This is a genomic window from Lelliottia sp. RD5 (assembly GCF_056032945.1).
Genome location: NZ_JBVYHQ010000001.1, coordinates 791,862 through 809,716, shown reverse-complemented (window position 1 = coordinate 809,716; position 17,855 = coordinate 791,862). Strand labels below are relative to the sequence as shown.

The 17,855-nt window shown below is 51.5% G+C and carries 17 protein-coding genes and 2 tRNA genes; 8 read left to right on the top strand and 11 right to left on the bottom strand.

The window, feature by feature from the left end:
• Nucleotide 1: 1 nt before the first annotated feature.
• Nucleotides 2–835: an ABC transporter substrate-binding protein gene (locus tag AC0LWE_RS04040; protein WP_202666903.1), complete on the bottom strand. Its 834-nt coding sequence runs from the start codon at nucleotides 833–835 to the stop codon at nucleotides 2–4.
• Between the two features lie 246 nt (nucleotides 836–1,081).
• Here AC0LWE_RS04040 and AC0LWE_RS04035 point away from each other — a divergent pair, with 246 nt between their 5' ends.
• Entirely contained in the window at nucleotides 1,082–1,249 is a 168-nt protein-coding gene (locus AC0LWE_RS04035; protein ID WP_216981484.1) for a hypothetical protein, read from the top strand.
• A 253-nt stretch (nucleotides 1,250–1,502) separates the two neighbouring features.
• On the opposite strand, the gene AC0LWE_RS04030 is transcribed toward AC0LWE_RS04035, so the two are convergent.
• Complete coding sequence (locus AC0LWE_RS04030) at nucleotides 1,503–1,643, bottom strand: hypothetical protein (protein WP_072241814.1); 141 nt, start codon at nucleotides 1,641–1,643, stop codon at nucleotides 1,503–1,505.
• A gap of 127 nt (nucleotides 1,644–1,770) precedes the next feature.
• Between AC0LWE_RS04030 and AC0LWE_RS04025 the strand changes: the two genes are divergently transcribed.
• Nucleotides 1,771–2,562, top strand: coding sequence for an MBL fold metallo-hydrolase (locus tag AC0LWE_RS04025; protein ID WP_216981483.1), 792 nt, complete (start codon nucleotides 1,771–1,773; stop codon nucleotides 2,560–2,562).
• Nucleotides 2,563–2,634: 72 nt separating this feature from the next.
• Nucleotides 2,635–3,270 (top strand): carbonic anhydrase, encoded by a 636-nt coding sequence (locus AC0LWE_RS04020; RefSeq protein WP_059178136.1) that lies wholly within the window; start codon nucleotides 2,635–2,637, stop codon nucleotides 3,268–3,270.
• Between the two features lie 167 nt (nucleotides 3,271–3,437).
• Here AC0LWE_RS04020 and AC0LWE_RS04015 read toward each other — a convergent pair whose 3' ends face one another.
• The 4 genes from AC0LWE_RS04015 to mdtK form a co-directional block, all read right to left on the bottom strand.
• The gene (locus AC0LWE_RS04015; RefSeq protein WP_474264844.1) at nucleotides 3,438–5,048 is read right to left on the bottom strand and encodes an FAD-NAD(P)-binding protein; all 1,611 of its coding nucleotides are present in this window, start codon (nucleotides 5,046–5,048) and stop codon (nucleotides 3,438–3,440) included.
• 163 nt (nucleotides 5,049–5,211) lie between these two features.
• Nucleotides 5,212–5,288, bottom strand: a tRNA-Val gene (locus AC0LWE_RS04010).
• Nucleotides 5,289–5,292: 4 nt separating this feature from the next.
• Nucleotides 5,293–5,369: transfer RNA gene (locus tag AC0LWE_RS04005), tRNA-Val, on the bottom strand.
• A gap of 153 nt (nucleotides 5,370–5,522) precedes the next feature.
• Entirely contained in the window at nucleotides 5,523–6,896 is a 1,374-nt protein-coding gene (gene mdtK / locus AC0LWE_RS04000; protein WP_202693561.1) for an MdtK family multidrug efflux MATE transporter, read from the bottom strand.
• A 227-nt stretch (nucleotides 6,897–7,123) separates the two neighbouring features.
• On the opposite strand from mdtK, the gene AC0LWE_RS03995 reads away from it, so the two are divergent.
• Complete coding sequence (locus AC0LWE_RS03995) at nucleotides 7,124–7,762, top strand: riboflavin synthase subunit alpha (protein ID WP_174341976.1); 639 nt, start codon at nucleotides 7,124–7,126, stop codon at nucleotides 7,760–7,762.
• A 454-nt stretch (nucleotides 7,763–8,216) separates the two neighbouring features.
• Nucleotides 8,217–9,494, top strand: coding sequence for a PTS ascorbate transporter subunit IIC (locus tag AC0LWE_RS03990; RefSeq protein WP_059178132.1), 1,278 nt, complete (start codon nucleotides 8,217–8,219; stop codon nucleotides 9,492–9,494).
• Nucleotides 9,495–9,633: 139 nt separating this feature from the next.
• Here AC0LWE_RS03990 and cfa read toward each other — a convergent pair whose 3' ends face one another.
• Both cfa and punC read right to left on the bottom strand, forming a co-directional pair.
• Nucleotides 9,634–10,782: a cyclopropane fatty acyl phospholipid synthase gene (cfa, locus tag AC0LWE_RS03985; protein WP_219346669.1), complete on the bottom strand. Its 1,149-nt coding sequence runs from the start codon at nucleotides 10,780–10,782 to the stop codon at nucleotides 9,634–9,636.
• A 297-nt stretch (nucleotides 10,783–11,079) separates the two neighbouring features.
• Entirely contained in the window at nucleotides 11,080–12,279 is a 1,200-nt protein-coding gene (gene punC, locus AC0LWE_RS03980) for a purine nucleoside transporter PunC (protein ID WP_219346668.1), read from the bottom strand.
• A 112-nt stretch (nucleotides 12,280–12,391) separates the two neighbouring features.
• Between punC and punR the strand changes: the two genes are divergently transcribed.
• Nucleotides 12,392–13,303, top strand: a complete 912-nt coding sequence (punR, locus tag AC0LWE_RS03975; protein WP_202666898.1) for a DNA-binding transcriptional activator PunR — start codon at nucleotides 12,392–12,394, stop codon at nucleotides 13,301–13,303.
• 18 nt (nucleotides 13,304–13,321) lie between these two features.
• On the opposite strand, the gene purR is transcribed toward punR, so the two are convergent.
• The gene (gene purR, locus AC0LWE_RS03970; protein WP_202666897.1) at nucleotides 13,322–14,347 is read right to left on the bottom strand and encodes an HTH-type transcriptional repressor PurR; all 1,026 of its coding nucleotides are present in this window, start codon (nucleotides 14,345–14,347) and stop codon (nucleotides 13,322–13,324) included.
• A 296-nt stretch (nucleotides 14,348–14,643) separates the two neighbouring features.
• Here purR and cydH point away from each other — a divergent pair, with 296 nt between their 5' ends.
• Together cydH and AC0LWE_RS03960 are read left to right on the top strand one after the other, a co-directional pair.
• The gene (gene cydH, locus AC0LWE_RS03965) at nucleotides 14,644–14,733 is read left to right on the top strand and encodes a cytochrome bd-I oxidase subunit CydH (RefSeq protein ID WP_040075924.1); all 90 of its coding nucleotides are present in this window, start codon (nucleotides 14,644–14,646) and stop codon (nucleotides 14,731–14,733) included.
• A gap of 163 nt (nucleotides 14,734–14,896) precedes the next feature.
• Complete coding sequence (locus tag AC0LWE_RS03960; protein WP_131487433.1) at nucleotides 14,897–16,063, top strand: MFS transporter; 1,167 nt, start codon at nucleotides 14,897–14,899, stop codon at nucleotides 16,061–16,063.
• Nucleotides 16,064–16,101: 38 nt separating this feature from the next.
• Here the strand turns inward: AC0LWE_RS03960 and sodB are convergent, their stop codons facing one another.
• The gene (sodB, locus tag AC0LWE_RS03955) at nucleotides 16,102–16,683 is read right to left on the bottom strand and encodes a superoxide dismutase [Fe] (protein WP_059178127.1); all 582 of its coding nucleotides are present in this window, start codon (nucleotides 16,681–16,683) and stop codon (nucleotides 16,102–16,104) included.
• 122 nt (nucleotides 16,684–16,805) lie between these two features.
• On the bottom strand, nucleotides 16,806–17,576 hold the full coding sequence (locus AC0LWE_RS03950) for a C40 family peptidase (protein ID WP_059178126.1): 771 nt from the start codon (nucleotides 17,574–17,576) through the stop codon (nucleotides 16,806–16,808).
• Nucleotides 17,577–17,855 lie beyond the last annotated feature (279 nt).

Sequence of the window (17,855 nt, the reverse complement as noted above, 5' to 3'; positions counted from 1 at the left end):
CTTACTGGGCTTCTATTATTTTAAAGGCGCGGGGCTGCGGTGAAGGGGTTTGTGGCCCGAACCAAACGTCATAGATTTTGGCCGCTTCGCCGCTTTTCTCAAGGTTAACCAGCTCGGTGTTGACGACGTTGAGCAGGGCGGTTTCGCCTTTTTTCACGCCGACGCCGATCTCTTCTTTACTGAGCAGGTCCGGCAGAATTTTGAAGTTGGCTTTATCAGGGGCTTGCGCCAGCAAGCCCGCCAGAATGGTGCTGTCCTGCGTGATCGCCTGGACGTTACCGTTTCGCAGCGCGGTCAGCGCCAGCGGAATATCATCATAGGAAAGTACGCGGGATTGCGGGAAACGCTGATGCAACGCCTGTTCACCAGTGGTTCCTTTAACCGCGCCAATGCGCGCCTTGCTGTAATCGTCGAGTTTATCCGCCGATTTTACCGGAACCAGGAATTGCTGACCGGTTACGAAATAGGGCGTTGAGAAATCAATGACCTGTGCACGTTCCGGGGTGATGGTAATGTCCGCGACAATAAGATCGGCTTTTCCAGATTGCAGCAAAGGGATGCGGTTGGCGGGATTCGTCGCCACCAGTTCCAGCTTAACGCCCAGGGATTTTGCGAGCGCTTTCGCAAAGTCAACGTCATATCCGACGATGTCATGTGTTTTCGCATCGATGGAGCCGAACGGCGGATTCGCGTCAAAAGTGGCGACTTTCACCACGCCTGCGGCTTTGATATCCGCGAGCTGATCGGCCTGAGCCTGTGTCGATAAAATACCGCCTGCCGTCAGTAAACCGAGTGCCAGCACGACCTGCTGATAATGTTTTTTGTGCGTTGCCATAGATTCCTCTGCTTTCCCGTTGTTTTTGTTTTGTCCCGTTACGCTCCCATAAGCGTTCGCTATCGCCAAATAAGAAATCGTTCTTTGCTATATGCAAAAAGGCATTAGTGAACAATGTGTTATCGACAAGTAGCGGAAAAGAATGCTTTTGCAGATAACGCACATCGTCTGCCGAAATTGGTATTTCCTTTGTGGTGAAAACGGGTGTTTAACTGAGATCAGACAAAACGGTGAGGAGTCAGAATCATGCAAAACTGGGTGAATACGTTACGGCGGTTCTTTGCAACCCCATCCGAGCGCGCGGAGAACAGTGCGCAACGTGTTATCGAGTCGGTACTTCCGATTGCCAGTCTTTACGGCGTCGATGTCGCGAACATCGATCCGGAGTGGTTCCATGACAAAACATCACGCTGAGTTACGCCAGACGCGCGTCACTTACTGGAACGAACTGTGCTGCCGATACCTGAATGTATCTACACAACGCTGACTGCAGAGGTGTCGCCGCATTGGCTACCGATGAAAGAGGAAGAGGGCGAAAGGATGTTATGGGTATGGGCGCTGCGCCGAGCGATTATCGTGATGAGATCCGCGGGCAACCGGCGATTGACAGCCTGGATAAATGCATAAAAAAGCACCGGAACCAGTCCAGTGCTTTGATATTGAAAGATTAGATTTTACAGGCGTCGCCGCAATCATCGTCAGCCACAACCGCCTGCGCTTTTTTGTCCGCATCTTCCAGACGTTCAGCGTTGCGCTCTTCAGCTTCATCCAGTCCGTTAAACACCAGATTATCGAGATCAATTTCCATCATTTACCTACTTTGTTCGTTTTTGTTCCTGGAACATTATAAGCCAAAAATGGACGATGAAGTACATCACCGCACGTAAGGCCAATCCCTGCCATACTCTTTCCCTGATGACATAACGGGAGAGCCCATGATTATTCTCTGCAAAACCTGTGGGACGTCTTATGACGCGTCACGGGGCACGGTTGAACGCTGCAAAATTTGTGAGGACGAGCGCCAGTATGTTCCGGTGAGCGGGCAGTCTTGGGTCGATTTTGACACCGTAGTGACGTCGCACACGAATAAATGGCAGCAGCTTGAACCGCACCTTCTGAGCCTAAAAACGGTACCCAAATTCGCAATTAATCAACGCGCTTTTCTACTGAGAACTCCGCAAGGCAATGTGCTTTGGGACTGCATTGCGAACCTTGATGCCGCAACTCAAACTTTGATCACCGCACTCGGCGGGATCAGCGCGATTGCGATATCGCATCCTCATTACTACACGACCATGCAGGACTGGGCCGCGGCGTTCGACGCGCCGGTTTATCTGCACGCCAGCGACCGCGAATGGGTGATGCGAGACTGCCCGGCGCTGCATTTTTGGGACGGGGATGTTCTGGATATTCTGCCGACTGTGAGGCTACTGCGGCTGGGGGGGCACTTTGCGGGCGGGACGGTGCTGCACTGGCACGAGGGTGACGGCGTATTGCTCGCCGGTGATATTTTGCAGGTGACGCCCGGCGCTGATCGCGTCTCGTTTATGTGGAGCTATCCGAATATGCTGCCGCTGCCGGGTGCAGTAGTTGAGGAGATCGTCCGTCGCCTGAGCCCTGTTAAATTTGAACGCCTGTACGGCGCGTTTGAACGCCAGAACATCAATGCGAACGCGCATGAAATCGTGATGCATTCGGGTCAGAAATATATTTCTTGTCTCAAGTGAAGCGCGGTGGGTAAACTTCAGGAGCGTGATCCAGATCATGCCTAAACTAAAACAGATAAAAGAGACATTGCTATGCAACATATTATTGAAGGTTTTCTCAGCTTTCAAAAAGAGGTTTTCCCGCAACGTAAAGAACTCTTCCGCAGTTTAGCGTCCAGCCAGAATCCCAAAGCGCTTTTCATTTCCTGCTCGGATAGCCGTTTGGTCCCCGAACTGGTCACCCAGCAGGAACCCGGACAGCTCTTTGTCATTCGTAATGCGGGAAATATCGTACCGTCGTTCGGGCCAGAGCCGGGTGGTGTATCAGCCACTATTGAGTACGCCGTCGTGGCGCTGGGTGTAACCGACATCGTGATTTGCGGTCACTCCAACTGCGGCGCGATGAAAGCCATTGCTGACAACGCGAATCTTGATCCTATGCCGGCTGTCTCCCACTGGTTGCGCTATTCCGATGCCGCGAAAGCGGTTGTTGAGCAGAAAACCTGGGACAATCCGACAGACAAAGTGAACGCGATGGTTCAGGAAAATGTCATCGCTCAGCTGAATAACGTTAAAACGCACCCGTCGGTCGCCGTTGGCTTACGGAACAACGCCATCCGCCTGCACGGCTGGGTTTATGATATTGAAAGCGGTGATATTCGTGCGCTGGATAAAGACAGCAAAAGCTTCGTGTCGCTGTCTGATAATCCGCAGGTTTACTTCGAGTAAGCGTACGGCGTTTCAGGGTGGGGAATAATCCCACCCTGAATTTCATGCCTTTTCGCAACGTCATGTTTGTCGCTTCAACCCGCGTTAGACGCCGCAAAATAAAAAAGAGCTGTAGCAAAGCATGCTAACAGGCTCCTTTTAAATGATTGCATCGAAATCAGACCGCTTCACATCTCAATAAACGGCAGCCGTTTTCGCGTTTTTGATGTCTGGCGATTGACCGCCTGAGCAATGGCCTCCCCAATTTCAGCGCTGACCACCAGACCCTGCACGAAGGGTTGGTCATGCATAAGATAGGGTAATGCGGCAAACGCAATTTTCCCGCGAACATCTTCAGGCTCAAGCAACGTGTAATCATCGCCAACGTCCGGAATCGCATCGCCGGTTGCCTCAATCTGCTTGCGCAACCTCGGGAACGGAAGGTCTTTCGTCTTCAGCGGTTTTTGCCCACGGGCATCGATAAACACGTCGAATTCATACGTTTTATCCTGCGTTCGAATCACCGTCAGATTCTCTTTCACCTCCATGTCGTAATCCGCGCCCAGCGCCACGACGCTGATGATGCCTGCCTCGCGTAACGCCAGCAGCCTGCGAATCGACTCTGACGGGATGGCCGCATAATTATCGATGAAAACGCGTGCGAGACCCGCGTCAAAACGCTTTCTGTCCGTCTCATTTAGACGCGGAACAATGTCCTGCACGACTTCATGCAGCCTCAGAATCGTATAGCGCCAGGGCACCGTGCGTTTGTCGCGTTTATTGCGTTCGACTTCCTCAAGGTTGGACTCGGCCCAGCGGAAGGGATCGTGCTTGTGCCGCTCGGCAAACCAGGCATCGTGAAAACTGTCAGCATTCAGTGTGTTGAGTGCGACGGTTTGGCTCCAGTGCGGGTCGGCATGTTCAAGTTCTTGAACCATGAGGGCAAACACGCGATCCAGAAGGCCTTCTGCGCCCGCTGCGATTTCATTTTCAATGGTCTGTTCTGTCGCGAGGGTTAACGGTTCATAGGGAATAGGGCAGTAAAAATCGGCTTCTGGCAGGATTCCTGAACGAGAGGCCAGCACGATGCTAAGCGACTCGCTCCCTTCATCCAGGCGGAAGGTCACACAGTGATTATCTGTTTCAGTGAATGTGCCATGCTGAATGACGACGGCCATCGCGGCATCAAGGCCACTCAGCGAGGTCCCTAAAATACCGACATTACAGGCGCGGATATCCTCCGCCATGAGACCGGACCAGGGGCTGGGAAAGAAGGCGCGCGTAGAGGTGTCATCTTCAGGCCAGACGTGCCCGGTGGCGATAACCGCGAGGTCGAAAACCTCAGGACTGGACTGATTTTCTGCCCATACTGTGACGCCGTCTGGCAACGCCTCGAGGTCAGTCACCTGGCATGACTCGATCACGTTGACCTCAAACCCCGTTTTCCTGGCTTGCTGAACGAGTTTCAGAAACTGATCGCGGAAATACTCGCCGAGCAGAATACGCGGCAGGAATTGTCGGACATGAAGGGACGATTTATCGACGCCGTAGCGGGCGAGGTGCGCGGTATCCTGAGTCCGCAGCCAGTCGATGTAGGTAGAGAAAAGCGGCGGAATTTCTATGCTGGCGATATTGGCCAGCATCATCCTGGAATTATCTTCATCGCTGTACGGCATCCCAACACCGGCTTCTTCGGCTTGCTCATAGATTGTCACTGAAAGCGGCGTCTTGTGTCTGAGCAAAGAGAAAAACGTGTAGATGCCCGTAGGCCCGGCCCCAATTATCGCAATTTTTTTCATCGTGACTTACCTGTTTTATTGTACCGACTCCATGGGAAATAACGGCCATGCAGAATAATTGTGGTAGAAAACGGGTAATGAGCAAATGAAACGAAAGGAGGAATTTAGCAGAGGGATGAATCAGGATTCAAAAGAAGGAATGTGCACCATTTCAGAGCTGAAATGGTGCGTCCGAGTGGACTCGAACCACCGACCCCCACCATGTCAAGGTGGTGCTCTAACCAACTGAGCTACGGACGCAAAATGGTGCGTTCAATTGGACTCGAACCAACGACCCCCACCATGTCAAGGTGGTGCTCTAACCAACTGAGCTATGAACGCAACGTGTTGTCTGGGACAACGGGGACGAATATTAGCGGCACCGGGGAGATCAGGCAAGAGGGAAATCGCAATTTTCTTTCGTATTTCACGCGATTGCGGAATTACCGCGCAAAGTGAAGAGAAAGTAGCCGCCCGCAGGCGGCTATCTGAGGTTTAGCGTGCTGCGCGTTGCAAAATAACGCTGGACGGCTGACGTTGCAGGAAACGCATCCGCAGCATCATCAGGATAGCGGCGGACGTTAAACCGATGATAAAGCCCATCCAGAATCCGGCCGGTCCCATGCGATCAACGACCAGATCTGTAAGTGCCAGAATATAACCGGTTGGCAAACCCAGCACCCAGTAAGCGGTGAAGGTAATAAAGAAGATCGACCGCGTATCTTTATAGCCACGCAGGATGCCGCTGCCGATAACCTGAATGGAATCCGAGAGCTGATATATCGCGGCTAACAGCATAAGATGCGACGCAAGGGTAATCACTTCCGGATTGTCATTATACAGCAGGGCGATTTGCTCGCGCAGGGCGACGGTAAAAAGTGCCGTGCAGAGCGCCATACACACTCCCACACCCAATCCCGTGCGCGCGGCAGTTTGTGCATCGAGCGTTGATCCTTGTCCCAGGCGATAGCCAACGCGAATCGTCACCGCGGCCGCCAGCGACATAGGCAGAACAAACATCAGCGAGCTGAAATTCAGCGCGATCTGGTGCCCTGCAACATCCACAATGCCCAGCGGTGAAACCAGCAGAGCGACAACGGCAAACAAAGTCACCTCAAAAAATAGCGCCAGCGCGATAGGTAAACCCAACTGTGTCAGACGCTTGAGAACATCCATATCAGGTTTGCTGAAGCGTTTTTCATTGCGGATGTCACGCATGGAACGTGCGCGCTTCACATAGGAAATCATGCTAAAGAACATGACCCAATATACGGCTGCGGTTGCCACGCCGCAGCCGACGCCTCCCAGTTCAGGCATGCCGAAATGGCCATAAATGAAGATGTAGTTGACCGGGATGTTGACCAGCAGCCCGATAAAGCCCATGACCATACCGGGTTTGGTTTTGGCCAAACCTTCGCATTGATTTCGCGCGACCTGGAAGAGCAAATAGCCTGGCACACCCCATAGCAGTGCGCGTAAATAGCCGACGGATTTATCCGCCAGCGCGGGATCGATGTTATCCATGGAGCGAATGATGTAGCCCGCATTCCACAGTACAACCATAACCAGAATGGAGACAAAACCGGCGAGCCAGAAACCCTGACGCACCTGGTGGGCGATACGCTCGCGACGTCCTGAACCATTCAACTGCGCAATAACGGGCGTCAGCGCGAGCAGCAGGCCGTGGCCAAAAAGAATTGCCGGGAGCCAGATAGAGGTACCGATCGCCACGGCAGCCATATCGGTGGCGCTGTATCCGCCGGCCATCACCGTATCCACGAATCCCATTGAGGTTTGAGCGACTTGCGCGAGGATCACTGGTATTGCCAGTGCTAATAACTGCCGCGCTTCTAGCATGTACTTCTGCACGTGAACACCTTTTATATTGTTGTTATTTGAAAGACTACAAAACCCGCCATAACTGGCAGCAAGAAGAAAATGCAGGGGGGATGCCAGCTATTGTAGCGGGGTTTATTCTTTTATCTAGTGAAAAAATCGCCAGAAAATGCGCTTAACTGGCAACCTGTTTTTCCAGCTGTTATTGTGATGCGATTAAGCGGTGTCAACGCCGCGCGGATAAAAAAGGAGTGATAAGCATGTTTACTGGTATCGTGCAGGGCACAGCAAAACTGGTGTCTATTGATGAGAAACCCAATTTCCGTACCCATGTTGTAGAGCTGCCGGATCATATGCTCGACGGGCTGGAAACAGGTGCATCGGTTGCGCACAACGGTTGCTGTCTGACGGTAACGGAGATTAACGGTAATCGTATTAGCTTTGATCTGATGAAAGAGACGCTGCGTATTACCAATTTGGGCGAGTTGGTCGAAGGCGATACGGTAAACGTTGAACGCGCGGCGAAATTTAGCGATGAAATTGGCGGTCATTTAATGTCAGGCCATATTATGACCACTGCTGAGATTTCAAAAATCCTCACGTCTGAAAACAACCGTCAGATCTGGTTTAAGCTCCAGGATCCCACCCTGATGAAATACATTTTGTATAAGGGGTTTATTGGTGTTGATGGGATTAGCCTGACGGTTGGCGAAGTGACTCCAACGCGTTTCTGTGTGCATTTAATTCCAGAAACGCTGCAGCGCACCACGCTTGGCAACAAAAAGATCGGTCATCGCATCAATATCGAAATTGATCCGCAAACGCAGGCTGTAGTGGACACCGTTGAACGCGTACTGGCTGCGAAACAAGCGGCAACTCAATTCGGCTCGGAAGAGTGATTCAGTACGTTTAATCTCTGGCATCCGTGTGGACGGTTTATCAACGCCAACGTGAGTCATCCGGAAATGATCATCGTTTCCGGATTTTTTATGCGGAATGTTCAGCAATTCGCTCCATTTTACCTTAACACGTATTCGCGCAGACCGAGTGGTCTCCCCACTTTCTTAACGTAACCCATCTCAAGCTCATTAAGCCAGCGTTTAAAAATGCTTCAGCTAAAAGCACAATGCCACTCGACTAGAATGGCATTTACAAATTTATAACGCTAATTCCTGGTTTGGAAACCAATTCATAACAATTAAAATGAAACATTATTTTATTTTATGGGTAACTGCGTTTCTTTTGTGATTTAGTTATCACTTAACCCATTCTGAGTAGTGCTAGTATGCTGGTGATTTGAGTTTCTTATAAAACGCTCGCCATGGGCATACAATATCTGACTGGGATTCGATAATGGACATACTATTAGGGCTAGTGAAAACGCCCGCCGTAATAATAGCAATTGTGGCATTTCTTGGTTTGTTATTCCAAAAGGCATCGGTATCAAGACTGATAACCGGGACGGCGCTTTCTTTTATTGGCTTTACAATGATAAAAGTGGGCGGCAGCATTTTAATGAAAGTACTGACGGCTTTCAGTTCACTGTTCTCAAAAGCTTTTGATATCGTGGGTGTGGTCCCCAGCAATGAAGCGATCATGGCCGCGACAATTGATAAGTTAGGGGCGACAGCAGCGCTTATTCTTCTTTTTTCAATGATACTCAATATTATTTTGGCGCGATTTACGCGCTTTAAATTTATTTATCTTTCCTTGCATCTCGTCTTGTTTATGGCCTTCGCGCTCACTGCAGTATTAATGCAGTTTGGATTCAGTAATTACCAAATGGTGATGATATGTTCAGTGTTGATCGGGACTTACATGGCGGTATCACCTTTTATTCTTAATCGATTTAGTCGTGAAATTATCGGTTCAGATGAGTATGCCATTTCACATGCGGCCATCTCGTCTTATATTATTGGCTCATACATGGGGAAATGGTTTGGTAACAAGAGTACTGATACCGAACACCTGAAAATCAGTAATAAATTTGACTTTATTCGTGAGCCGAATATCGCCACGCTATTAACCATGCTGGTTTTACTGCTTATCTCTTGTCTATTTGCGACCCAGCCTCAAGTCAAAGATGCGATGACAATGGTTTACGGTCCAGGTGCAGGAGATAAAAACGTTGTTATCTTTATTCTTGAGCAATCCGCTATTTTTGCCTGTGGTCTCTATCTGGCTAAAGCAGGTGTGAATCTGTTTACTGCCGAAATTGTTCCCGCCTTTAAAGGCTTTGCTCGCGTGTTCGCCCCGGGTGCCGTACCTGCCGTTGATGTCATGGTGCTGTTCACCAAGGCACCAAACGCAACGTTAATCGGTTTCCTGATAAGCTTTATTGTTGAACTGGTTTGTATCTTAATTTTCCCGGTCATAGGCCTTCCTATTATCGTACCAGGCATCATGGCAAGCTTTATTACGGGGGGCGCGGCGGCTATCTTTGGTAACGCAACCGGTGGTTTCCGAGGGGCAGTGATTGCCAGTGGAATTAACGGCTTGTTGTTATGCGTATTGCCTGCTCTTACGCTGCCGATTTTCTCTCAGCTGGGCGCCCACGGTGTGACATTTGCTGACCCGGACTTCACCCTTCCATCCCTTATTCTGGATTATATTTTACGCATCTTCAGCTAATGCCTTGATGACGGGTCGGTCAACGTCTTGTCGGCAGGTATGAACGGTGAGGAACAAACCGCTCACCGTTCAAACGGCAAAAAATTCCGGAAATGATCGCCATTTCCGGATTTTTCAATTGTGCTTATACGCGTGATAACTATCTCGGCACGCGCAGGCCGTGCTCTACACCCCGGCTAAACACAATCTGCCACAGCTGGATATCACGGGCGCGAAAAGCTCCCGCGCAAGCGTTCAGATAATAGCTAAACATCCGCCTGAAACGATCTGAATAATTATCAGCAATGTCAGGCCACGAGGCCTGGAAGCGGGCGTGCCAGGCCATCAACGTGGTATCGTAATCCGCGCCAAAATTATGCCAGTCTTCCATCACATAATGAGGCTCGCTGGCCTTCGCAATCTGGCGGACTGAGGGGAGACAGCCATTCGGGAAAATGTATTTATTGATCCACGGATCGACAGTATGGTCCGTTTTTTTGGAACCGATTGTGTGGAGAAGGAACACGCCGTCTGGCTTGAGATTGCGATCGGTGACCGCGAAATAGGTATCGTAATTTTTGGGGCCGACGTGTTCAAACATCCCAACAGAGACAATGCGGTCAAACTGGTCGTTAAGATCACGGTAATCTTGCAATAAAATGGTGACATCGAGACCCTGGCAGCGGTCCTGAGCCATTTTTTGCTGTTCGGCAGAAATGGTCACGCCCACCACGCTGACACCGTAATTTTTGGCCATGTAATACGCCAGTCCTCCCCAGCCGCAGCCAATATCCAGCACGCGCATGCCGGGTTGTAGCTGTAATTTCTCGCAGATGAGGTGGAGTTTGGCTAACTGAGCCTCCTCAAGCGTGGAGGCGTCTTTCCAGTAAGCGCAAGAATACTGCATCAAGGGGTCGAGCATCCGCGTGAACAGGTCATTACCGAGATCGTAATGTTCCTTCCCGACAATCCACGCCCGCTTTTTACTTTGCAGATTAAACAGGCGGGCGGAGGCGATGCGTAACGTGTCTCTCAGATGGTGGGGGAGTTGGCTATCAAGGCCGGCGCGCAGCACGTTGTTGAAAAAAACATCCAGCCGCTCACATTCCCACCAGCCGTCCATAAAGCTTTCGCCCAATCCGAGCGATCCCTCCTGTAACACGCGCTTAAAAAAATCGGGATGTTTGACCTGAATATCAGAAGGGGCGGGCCCGTTGACGGTAATGCCCGCGCGACTCAATAACTCACTCACGATTCGGGACCAATTGTCGTCCCGAAGGCTGACTTCTTCTATGCACGATGAACTCATAGCTTCTCCATCACCTGATGTGATCAGAACCTTCAAACAGCGTAGCCGCTTTTTATGGTTTGTGAGAAGTCTCACGGAATTATCCGTGAGGCTAGTATCCGACGTAGAACAGAGGAAGGGGGATAACCCTTGCCGAAAAGCCTTCCATGGTAAAACGGGAGCACTCCGGCTCCCGTTAACAGATAATATTTATCGTATTTATATGAACCAAATTTAGTATAGGCTTCAAAAATCACGCATTCAACTGAAAGTTGTTAGCAGCCTAAGTACTTGTAAATCACAAAATTACGTCCACGACTATGCTTGTGACGATTCTACCGCCGTTCCATCTTGTATATTTTCAGTGGCTGAAACTTGCATGCGATAACCGAGTGCGGCGAGCGCGACCGTCACCAGCATCACGCTGGTGGTCGTCATCAATGGCGTTGCGATCAATGCCGAGACAATGAGGCTTGAGAGGAAACACAGACCCAATTGCAGCGTGTTTTGTAATGCCGCAGCACGACCCGTTGCATGAGGAAACGGACGCAACGCCTGGGCAACCACGATCGGATAAATAGCGCCGTTAGCCACGGCCATCACGCAGAACGGGATTAGGATTTCAGCCAGGCCGACGTTTGGAATAAACCCGACAGCCCAGGTGCCGATAACGCTCAGCGCGTACAGCACCAACAGCCAGGGCAGCATCTGTTGACCCTGCCATTTTTGCAGCGCTGCGCGACAGCCATAGCCGCCGACAAGGAACGCGATGGTCTGCGGTACGTAGCTCAGGCCAATCACTGCAGGAGTGTAACCCATGTCGTGCAGAATAAACGGTGAGCCAGTGAGCCAGGCAAAAAAGCTCGCGGAACAGGCCGCGTAAATCAGCACATTTCCACGATAAGCGCGGGAACGCAGCAGTGACATAAAGGTGACACGTACCGCATTGTTCTCGACAGGTTTGGCTTGAGCGGGCTTAAGCGCAAACGCGGGCAACATCAGAACCAGGGTGATGATAAACAGCGTGGCAAAGATCGCCTGCCAGTCAAAATGCACCAGAATCCAGCTCCCGAGCAGCGGCGCCAGCGCCGGTGAAAGCCCCACGAGCGGCATGATGGTCGCAAAAATACGGTTAACGCGGGATGCGGGATAGTAGTCGGTGACCAGCGCCTGCCAGGTCACTGCGGCAGCACACACGCCAAACGCCTGCACAAAGCGCAGTACCAGCAGCCAGGTTGCATCACGCACCCACAGCATGCCCAGACATCCCAGCGCAAAGATGGTTAAGCCGAGAAGAAGAATAGGTTTGCGGCCATAACGGTCAGAGAGCGGTCCCCACAGCAGCTGTGCGAAGGCAAAACCGGCCAGGAACAAGCTGAGGCTGGCGCTGATTGCGGCAGCCGGTGTCTGCAAGTCTTGCTGCATCGCGGCAAACGCCGGCAAATACATGTCGGTGGCTAAAAAGCCCAGCACGCTCAAACCGCCGAGCCAGACTAAGAATCCGTTGTTGGGTTGCATTGTCATTTCCTAATGAAGGCAGGTGTACTTTGGCGCAGAGTGTAGGGAGTGCAATCTGGCTTGTGAAACGCTAATATTTGGCGGTTGCGTTCAAAAATTTTGCAGGCAAAAAATGTGGTCTGAATATTCATTAGAAGTTGTGGATGCTGTCGCCCGAAATGGTAGCTTTAGCGGAGCCGCGCAAGAACTGCATCGCGTACCATCTGCCGTCAGCTATACGGTACGGCAGATGGAGGAGTGGCTGGCAGTACCCCTGTTCGAACGCCGTCATCGGGATGTCGTTCTGACCCCGGCTGGCGTGTGGTTTTTGAAAGAAGGCCGATCTGTTATCAAAAAAATGATGATCACGCGTGAACAGTGCCAGCAGATTGCCAATGGCTGGCGCGGTCATCTTTCGATTGCGGTGGATAACATCGTTAAACCTCAACGGACGCGGCAGATGGTAGTCGATTTCTATCGCCATTTCTCGGATGTGGAACTTCGCGTGTCCCAGGAAGTGTTTAATGGCGTATGGGATGCGTTATCCGACGGTAGGGTGGAGATGGCGATCGGCGCGACACAGGCCATTCCCGTCGGGGGCCGCTATGCCTTTCGGGATATGGGAACATTGAGCTGGCGCTGCGTGGTGGCAAGCGATCATCCTTTGGCCACGATGGAAGGCCCGCTGAGTGACGACGTGTTGCGCAACTGGCCGTCGCTGGTGATGGAGGACACGTCACGATCGCTGCCAAAGCGCATCACCTGGCTGCTTGATAACCAGCGGCGGGTCGTCGCGCCAGACTGGGAATCGTCGGCAACCTGTTTGTCGGCTGGATTGTGTGTGGGGATGGTGCCTGTGCATTTCGCGCGTCCACGGATTGATCGCGGAGAATGGGTGGCGCTCGAGCTTGAAAATCCGTTTCCGGTTGCGGCCTGTTGCCTGACATGGCAGCAAAACGATATGTCGCCTGCGCTGGCCTGGCTGCTGGACTATTTAGGTGATAGTGAAACGCTGAACAGAGAGTGGCTACGGGAGCCGGAATAACCGGCCCCGTAGAAACGATTAACGACGGTAATCGCGGAACGGTCCGTCAGCGACGGAGCGACGTTCAATCAGACGCGGATGGACTTCAATTGACTGAGACTCTTCACGCTTGCTGACGATACGATCCATCAGCATGTTGAACGCCGTTTCACCCAGGGAGTCTTTCGGCTGATGAATCGTCGTCAGCGCGGGAGTAAAGTAGCGAGCGTTGCGCACGTTATCATACCCGATCACGGAAATATCCTGCGGGACGCGTAAACCCAGCTCATCGGCTGCGCAAAGCGCACCCATCGCCATAATATCACCGCCGCAGAACACGGCTGTCGGACGATGTGAGTGCGAAACAATCTGCTGCATCGCGCGGTAGCCCGATTCTGGCTCAAAGTCGCCCTGTACAATCCAGTTTTCCGGGACGGTAATCAGCGCTTCTTCCATGGCTTTCATAAAGCCTGCCAGACGGCCAGCACCGGTGTTGCGCTCAAGCGGGCCGGGGATGACACCAATCTCGCGATGACCACGTTCGATCAGGTAACGGCCAGCCATGTAACCGCCTTCGAAGGCGTTATCGTTAACGGAATCGGTAAAGTCAGCGCGCGTGTCACCCCAATCCATTACCACCATTGGGATATGACGATACTCTTCGAGCATCGACAGCACGGATTCTGGATATTCGGAACACATGACCAACAGGCCATCGACGCGCTTTTGCGCCATCATCGACAGGTAAGCGCGCTGTTTTTCCTGACTGTTCCAGGCATTTCCCAGAATCAGGGTATAGCCTTTCTGGAAGCAGTTTTTCTCAACCGCTTCGATAATTTCGGCGAAATAGGCCGCTTCACTGCTGGTCGCCAGCAGACCAATTGACTTGGTGTGATTCACTTTCAAGCTGCGAGCAACAGCGCTCGGTGAGTAGTGCAATTCTTTGATTGCAGCCCAAACGGCGTTGCGCGTCTCTTCCGCCACGAAACGGGTTTTGTTAATTACATGTGATACGGTTGTAGTGGAAACGTTTGCGCGTTTCGCTACATCTTTAATTGTTGCCATTAGCTGTCACTCCAGACCATATCCTAAGCTCCTGATAAATTGAGAGGTAAACGTTTGCCTTCTCTCACCCTAATCTCGCAAATTGAATTGCGATACGCCGGGAAAACGACACAGGACGTCAGGAGGGGGTCAGTGGCCGGTACGCTTATAAATTTAGCGTGGAATTTTGTCTTATCTTGATGAAAAGGGGAAGCGCAAAAACGGTTATCAGCCTAAATCCAGGAAGATTTTTGAGGTAAACTGTGTAAAAATGAGCAAGCTCACTTTTCATGTGGGGATTAAAAGGAGAAAAATTGATGAATACCGATCTTAAGTTTTCGTTAACGACCACGATTATCGTGCTGGGTTTGATTGTTGCGGCAAGTTTTACAGCTATTCTGCACTGATTCAGGCGGGGGAGAGCCTTCTCCCTCGTTTTCTTCCTTTCATTGTTACTCTCCCGACAATAATCTTTTGCCAATTTGTTAACTTCTCATTTTTTGTGATTGCTGTCATGCTTTCGGCATGTTTTTCTGTGTCGCATAAAGGCACGGTATCCGGAGTTAATGAATGAAAATCAATTTTCCACTGCTGGCCCTTGCAATTGGCGCATTTGGGATCGGCACCACCGAGTTTTCCCCAATGGGGCTTTTACCGGTCATCGCTAAAGGGGTTGACGTTTCTATTCCTGCGGCGGGCATGCTGATCAGTGCTTATGCCATTGGCGTGATGATCGGCGCACCCCTGATGACGTTACTGCTTTCCCATCGCGCGCGTCGTAATGCGCTTATTTTTCTGATGGCCATCTTCACCCTGGGTAATGTGCTTTCGGCGCTCTCTCCGGACTACACCACCCTCCTGTTGTCGCGCATTCTGACCAGCCTCAATCACGGCGCATTCTTTGGCCTGGGGTCGGTAGTGGCCGCAAGCGTGGTACCCAAGCACAAACAGGCGAGCGCGGTCGCCACGATGTTTATGGGGCTAACGATTGCGAATATTGGCGGCGTGCCGGCGGCCACCTGGCTGGGTGAAGTCATCGGCTGGCGTATGTCTTTCCTTGCGACAGCGATGCTGGGTGTCGTGGCGATGATCGCGCTGTTCTTCTCATTGCCGAAAGGCGGAGCGGGCGAGCGTCCGGATGTGCGCAAAGAGCTGTCGGTTCTGCTCCGTCCGCAGGTGCTGTCTGCGCTGTTGACGACGGTACTGGGCGCTGGAGCGATGTTTACGCTCTATACCTATATTTCGCCCGTGCTGCACGACATTACGCATGCCACACCGTTCTTTGTAACGGCAATGCTGGTGTTGATTGGTGTGGGATTCACCCTCGGCAACTACCTGGGCGGCAAACTGGCGGACCGTTCAGTGAGCGGTACATTGAAAGGATTCTTGACGTTGCTCATCGTCATCATGGTCGCCATTCCTTGGCTGGCTCGTAACGAGTTCGGCGCTGCTATCGCCATGGTGGTATGGGGTGCTGCGACGTTTGCGGTGGTACCGCCGTTGCAGATGCGTGTCATGCGAGTGGCGCACGAAGCACCTGGGCTTTCATCTTCCGTGAATATCGGGGCGTTTAACCTGGGCAATGCGCTGGGTGCAGCGGCAGGGGGCGCGGTGATTTCCGCTGGGCTGGGATACAGTTTTGTTCCGGTTATGGGGGCGATTATTGCGGGGTTGGGTCTGCTGTTGGTGCTTTTGTCCGGGCGCCAACAACCGCAACCCGCTTGCGCAGCCGAGTGATAAAAACGCAGAAGGGTTAGCCCTTCTGCGAGTCGTTTTTACGCGGCGAAGTTCTTCGCAACAAATTCCCAGTTAACCAGCGCCCAGAAATGCTCCAGGTAGTTTGGGCGAGCGTTGCGGTAATCGATATAGTAAGCGTGTTCCCACACATCGACGGTCATTAGCGGTGTGGCAGCTGTAGTCAACGGCGTTCCCGCGTTGGACGTCGACACGATCGCCAGTTTGCCATCCGCCTCTTTCACCAGCCAGGTCCAGCCTGCGCCAAAGTTTTTAACCGCCGCATCCGTAAACTTCGCTTTAAATTCTGCAAAGCTGCCGAAAGCCTTGTTGACGGCAGTTGCCAGTTCGCCAGTGGGTTCTCCGCCTGCGTTAGGTGCCAGACAGTTCCAGTAGAAAGTATGATTCCAGACCTGTGCGGCGTTATTGAATACACCGCCCTCTGAGCTGCGTACGATCTCTTCCAGGGTTTTCCCTTCAAAGGCCGTATCTTTGATCAGATTGTTCAGGTTGGTGACATAGGTTTGATGATGTTTGCCGTAATGGTACTCCAGGGTTTCCACGGAAATATGGGGGACCAGGGCGTCTTTTGCATACGGTAATGCAGGTAATTCGAACGACATTGCTTCTCTCCTTATTATTTTATATACACCCAATAACCACACTGAATGCAAGGATAGAGTAGCAAATTGAAAGAGTCGGCAAAAGAGGAACTTACCCTGCCGACAGCGCGGCAGGGCAGGGATTAACGGATGGTTTTCGGGGTCATTACGCGGCGAGCGCCAACGTAGTGGCGGACCCAATAATCTTCGCTCAAGGAGGTTATCTGAATATCCTGGCCGCTACGTGGGGACTGAATGAATTTTCCATTGCCCACATAAACACCCACGTGGTCGGCGGTGCCGCGACCCTGCGTGCGGAAGAACACCAGATCGCCGCTTTCCAGCTCACCACGATTGACGGATGCCGCGTCACGCAGATGGTACATTTCGTTAGCGGTACGCGGGATACGGAATTTCACTAAATCTTTGTAGGCGTAATACACCAGACCGCTGCAATCAAAACCGGTACGCGGCGAGGTGCCTCCCCAGCGATAAGGCTTGCCAATTTGGCCCATCAGTTTATTCATGGCCGTTTTTTGTGCCTTCTGCACGCGGACTTTATGCACTTCTGAGAGTTTCGCCGTTTTCCCCACTTTCAGACAATTTGATTTATGCCCTTTACGCACGGTGCATTTTTCAGTGACGAGAGTCGAGGCGGTACGAGAAGTTTTGCGGGATTTCTTAGCGGCAGGTTTGCTGGTCTTGCTGGAAACGGTTTGCTGCTTGTGAGTCGCTGTCTTTTTCTTTTCGTTTTTACTGGTGGTTTTTTTCTTACGTTCTGTGCTTTTTGCCAGATGCGTTTTTTGTACGGCCGAATGCCGCGCCTGCTCAGAGGCGTTAGCCATCGGCGTGAATGAGAGTGTTGTAAACAGTAAAGCACAGAGCGTGATCGAGATTTTATTTATCCGCGCCACTGGGCATTCCCCTGGTTAAAGCAGGTCATCAATAATACCTGCGTGTGATTTACAAAGCCCGTCGATTCTAATCTATAAAAACCCAATTCGTTAAGTCTCTTTTTAGATCTAAAATCGCGTTTCGCTAGCAAGTGCAAAGATTTTCGCCAAACTGAAGCGCTTTTGCTCACACTATGAGCAAGGCCACAGACAACGCAGGGTTAAACTATATTGCGAATGCAACTTCAGCAGACACACGTTAAGATATATAAACGTGACAAAAATGTTATTTTCCGATAT